This is a genomic window from Microbacterium sp. B19 (assembly GCF_000333395.1).
GTDB lineage: Bacteria > Actinomycetota > Actinomycetes > Actinomycetales > Microbacteriaceae > Microbacterium.
The window spans coordinates 1-4739 of record NZ_BADA01000481.1; the positions used below are offsets into that span (position 1 = coordinate 1).

Sequence of the window (4739 nt, forward strand, 5' to 3'; positions counted from 1 at the left end):
TGCGCTCGACGAAGGAGTCGGCCGGAATCATCGGGCCCCCAATTTACGGCGGTGTCACTCGTGGAAATCGTGGAGAAATGTTCAGGCGCGACAGTAACAGAACTGGGCCCTCGCCCGTCGGCGACGACGGAGGCGAGCCACGTCGGCCCGGAGGAACGAGGGGACCATGACGACGGTACGCGCCGCGATCACGCAGACCACCTGGACCGGCGACAAGGCATCGATGCTCGACAAGCACGAGCAGTTCGCGCGGGATGCCGCGGCGCAGGGCGCCGAGGTCCTGTGCTTCCAGGAGCTGTTCTACGGCCCCTACTTCGGCATCACCCAGGACCAGAAGTACTACCGGTACGCCGAGCCGGCCGACGGGCCCATCGTCCAGCGGTTCGCCGCGCTGGCGAAGGAGCTGGGCATCGTCACGGTCCTCCCGATCTACGAGGAGGCACAGACCGGCGTCTACTACAACACCTCGGTGCTCGTGGATGCCGACGGCACCGTGCTCGGCAAGTACCGCAAGAACCACATCCCCCACGTCGAGAAGTTCTGGGAGAAGTTCTACTTCCGTCCGGGCAACCTCGGGTACCCCGTGTTCGACACCGCCGTCGGCAAGGTCGGCATGTACATCTGCTACGACCGCCACTTCCCGGAGGGCTGGCGCGAGCTGGGCCTCAACGGAGCGCACATGGTGTTCAACCCCAACGCCACCAAGCCCGGCCTGTCGAACCGGCTGTGGGAGGTCGAGGGCCCCTGCGCGGCCGTCGCGAACGGCTACTTCGTGCTGCAGCCCAACCGGGTCGGCCGCGAGGACAACGAGTACGGCGACGAGGCCGTGACGTTCTACGGCACGAGCCAGGTCATCGACCCGCGCGGCAACCACGTCGGGGCGCTCGGGTCGAACGAGCACGAGGAGATCCTCATCCGCGACCTCGACCTCGACCTGGTGCAGCAGATGCGCGACGACTGGCAGTTCTACCGCGACCGCCGTCCCGACACCTACGGCGAGATCGTGGAGGCGTGAGATGACAACGACCCTCCTCACCGGCGGCACGGTCGTCTCGGCCACCGGGCGCTCCGCCGCCGACGTCCTCCTCGACGGCGAGACGATCGCCGCCGTCCTCGCGCCCGGCTCGACGCTGCTCGGCCATGACCTCGCGGCATCCGTCGATCGGGTCATCGACGCGACCGGGAAGTACGTGATCCCCGGCGGCATCGACGCCCACACCCACATGCAGCTGCCGTTCGGCGGCACGAGCGCGTCGGACACGTTCGAGACCGGCACCCGCGCCGCGGCGTGGGGCGGCACGACGACGATCGTCGACTTCGCCGTGCAGCGCGCCGGCGAGCGCGTGCAGGACGGCCTCGCGCACTGGCACGAGCTCGCGGCGGGCAACTGCGCGATCGACTACGGGTTCCATCAGATCGTCGGAGGGGTGGATGCCGACTCCCTCGCGGCCCTGCCCGGACTCATCGACGAGGGCATCTCGAGCTTCAAGATGTTCATGGCGTACCCGGGCGTCTTCTACGCCGACGACGCGCAGATCCTCCGCGCGATGCAGGTGGCCGCCGACACGGGGCTCCTGACCATGATGCACGCCGAGAACGGCCCCGTCATCGACGTGCTCGCCGAGCAGCTGGTCGAGAAGGGCAAGACCTCGCCCTACTTCCACGGCGTCGCGCGCGCGTGGCAGATGGAGGAGGAAGCCACGCACCGCGCGATCATGCTGTCGAACCTCACCGGCGCGCCGCTCTACGTCGTGCACGTGAGTGCGAAGCAGGCGGTCGAGCAGCTCGCGTGGGCGCGCGACAACGGGCACAACGTGTTCGGCGAGACGTGCCCGCAGTACCTCTACCTCTCGCTCGAGGATCAGTTGGGGGCGTCGAGCGAGGAGTGGGGCGACTTCGAGGGCGCGAAGTGGGTGTGCTCGACGCCGCTGCGGTCGAAGCACGAGGGCCACCAGCACCACATGTGGCAGGCGCTGCGCACGAACGACATCCAGATGGTCTCCACCGACCACTGCCCGTTCTGCATGAAGGACCAGAAGACGCTGGGCCTCGGCGACTTCCGGGCGATCCCGAACGGCATCGGCTCGGTCGAGCACCGGATGGACCTCATGTACCAGGGCGTCGTGACCGGTCAGATCACGCTCGAGCGGTGGGTGGAGCTCACCAGCACGACCCCCGCCCGCATGTTCGGCATGTACGGCAAGAAGGGCGTCATCGCCCCCGGCGCCGACGCCGACGTCGTCGTGTACGACCCCGCCGGGCACACGTCCATCGGCGTGGGCAAGACCCACCACATGAACATGGACCACTCCGCGTGGGAGGGCTTCGAGATCGACGGGCACGTCGACACCGTCATCTCCCGCGGCAAGGTCGTCGTCGACGACGGCGCGTACCTCGGTGCCAAGGGCGACGGACGGTTCGTCAAGCGCGGCCTGAGCCAGTACCTGGTCTGAGAGGGGACCCCATGGATTTCGGCGTCGTCCTGCAGACCAACCCGCCCGCCGCCCGCACGGTGCAGCTCTCGCAGCTCGCCGAGGCGCACGGTTTCAGCCACGTGTGGACCTTCGACTCGCACCTGCTGTGGCAGGAACCGTACGTCGTGCATTCGGCGATCCTCGCGGCCACGCGTCGGGTCACGGTGGGCCCGTTCGTCACGAAACCCGCGACCCGCGACTGGACGGTCACGCATCCACGTTCGCGACCCTCAACGAGATGTACGGCAACCGCACGATCTGCGGCATCGGCCGGGGCGACTCCGCGGTGCGCGTCACCAACGGACGCCCGACGACGCTTGCGGCGCTGCGCGAGTCGATCCACGTGATCCGCGAGCTCGGCAACTCCCGCGCCGTGGAGTACAACGGCGCGACGCTGCAGTTCCCGTGGAGCCGCGGGTCGAAGCTCGACGTGTGGGTCGCCGCCTACGGCCCGCTCGCGCTCAAGCTCACGGGTGAGGTCGGCGACGGTTTCATCCTGCAGCTCGCCGACCTCGACATCGCCGAGTGGATGATCACGACGGTCCGCCAGGCCGCGGAGAACGTCGGCCGCGACCCCGACGAGATCGCGTTCTGCGTCGCCGCTCCCATGTACATCGGCGAGGACACCCCGGAGAGCCGCGCGCACATGATCGAGCAGTGCCGCTGGTTCGGCGGCATGGTCGGCAATCACGTCGCCGACATCGTCGCGAAGTACGGCGAGGGTTCCGACGTCCCCGCGGCGCTCACCGACTACATCGCGGGACGCACGGGCTACGACTACAACTCGCACGGCAAGAGCACCAACGACCACGTCGACTTCGTCCCCGACGAGATCGTCGAGCGGTTCTGCGTGCTCGGCACCGCGGACGAGCACATCGCCAAGCTCGAGAAGCTGCGGGCGCTGGGCGTCACGCAGTTCGCCGGCTACCTCCAGCACGACAACAAGGAGGAGACGATGCGGGTCTACGGCGAGACCGTGATCCCCGCGCTCACTCCCCCGGTGACGGCGAAGCGGTGACCGATCAGGCGATCGCCCCGGGGTCGGTGACCTCGCTGGTCCCCGTCGACGGGGGTGGGATGCCACGCCCCCGACGCCGTCGCGGTGTCGGCCTCGCCCGCGTGGGCTGGGGCGTCGCCGGGGTGGTCGCCGTCGTGGCGCTGTGGGAGCTGTACAAGCTGCTCGGCCCCGCGGACGGCGTCACCGTCGGCGGCGACGGCTCCGCCGGATCGGGCGTCATCCTGCTCCCGCGCACGCACGACCGGGCCATGCCGCACGTGTGGGACATGGTCGCGCGCATGTTCGCGCCGACGAGCGGCGGCGACACTCCACCGCTGATCGTCTCGGTAATCGAAGCCGCCGGCACGACCCTGGGGCTCGCGGCCCTGGGGTGGCTCATCGGCGTGGTCGTGGGTGGCATCCTGGGCATCGCCATGCAGCGCTGGCGGCTCGTGGAGTGGGGCCTGCTCCCGTGGATCGTGGTGAGCCAGATCGTGCCGCTCATCGCCTTCGCCCCCGTCGTCAACGCGCTCGGCAACCAGATCGACCGCGCCGGGGTGTTCCCGTGGCCGCAGTGGTTCTCGGTCGCGCTGATCGCCTCGTACCTGGCGTTCTTCCCCGTCGCCATCGGCATGCTGCGCGGCCTCGAAGCCCCCGATGCGCTGCACCTCGACCTGTTCCACGCGGGAGCGGCCGGCTGGTGGGCGACACTGATCCACCTCCGGCTCCCCGCCGCCGTACCGCACCTGCTGCCCGCCCTCCGGCTCGCCGCCGCGTCGGCCGTCGTCGGCGCCGTGGTCGCCGAGGTGTCGATCGGGCTGCGCGGGGGGATCGGGCGCATGCTCATCCAGCTCGCAGGGCAAGCCTCGTCCGACCCCGCGGCTCCCTGGGCGCCGACGTTCGGCACCGTCGCCATCGGGCTCGTCGCCGCCGCGGGCGTCGCGCTCATCGGTGTGACCCTGCACCGTTTCCGCCGCGGAGAGGAGATCCGATGACCGCACCCGCCGTCCACGCCGCAGGCGTAGGGAAGGTGTTCCCCTCGACCGGTGGCGAGGTGACCGCCCTCACCGGGGTCGACCTCGACGTCGCCGCCGGCGAGTTCGTCTCGCTCATCGGCCCCTCGGGATGCGGAAAGTCGACGCTGCTCCGCCTCATCGCGGACCTCGACACGCCCAGCACGGGCGACCCTCGCATCTTTCGCAAGCCTGCCCGCCAGGCGCGCATCGACCAGGACTACGGCATCGCGTTCCAGCAGGCGGGGCTCCTGC

At 69.6% G+C, this 4739-nt stretch carries 4 protein-coding genes and 1 pseudogene; all 5 read left to right on the top strand.

All coding sequences use genetic code 11. From position 1 onward, the window contains the following. Positions 1-166: 166 nt before the first annotated feature. Positions 167-1015 (top strand): nitrilase-related carbon-nitrogen hydrolase, encoded by an 849-nt coding sequence (locus I5G_RS16700; RefSeq protein WP_022880083.1) that lies wholly within the window; start codon positions 167-169, stop codon positions 1013-1015. A gap of 1 nt (position 1016) precedes the next feature. Continuing rightward, complete coding sequence (hydA, locus tag I5G_RS16705; protein ID WP_022880084.1) at positions 1017-2453, top strand: dihydropyrimidinase; 1437 nt, start codon at positions 1017-1019, stop codon at positions 2451-2453. 11 nt (positions 2454-2464) lie between these two features. Further along, a pseudogene (locus tag I5G_RS23145) lies at positions 2465-3492 on the top strand (TIGR03842 family LLM class F420-dependent oxidoreductase). After that, on the top strand, positions 3489-4466 hold the full coding sequence (locus I5G_RS16715) for an ABC transporter permease (protein ID WP_022880085.1): 978 nt from the start codon (positions 3489-3491) through the stop codon (positions 4464-4466). Before I5G_RS23145 ends, I5G_RS16715 begins: the two are co-directional and overlap by 4 nt. Further along, positions 4463-4739: ATP-binding cassette domain-containing protein (locus I5G_RS23150; protein ID WP_148286533.1), on the top strand; the 277-nt coding region annotated here is incomplete at its 3' end. The genes I5G_RS16715 and I5G_RS23150, both read left to right, overlap by 4 nt.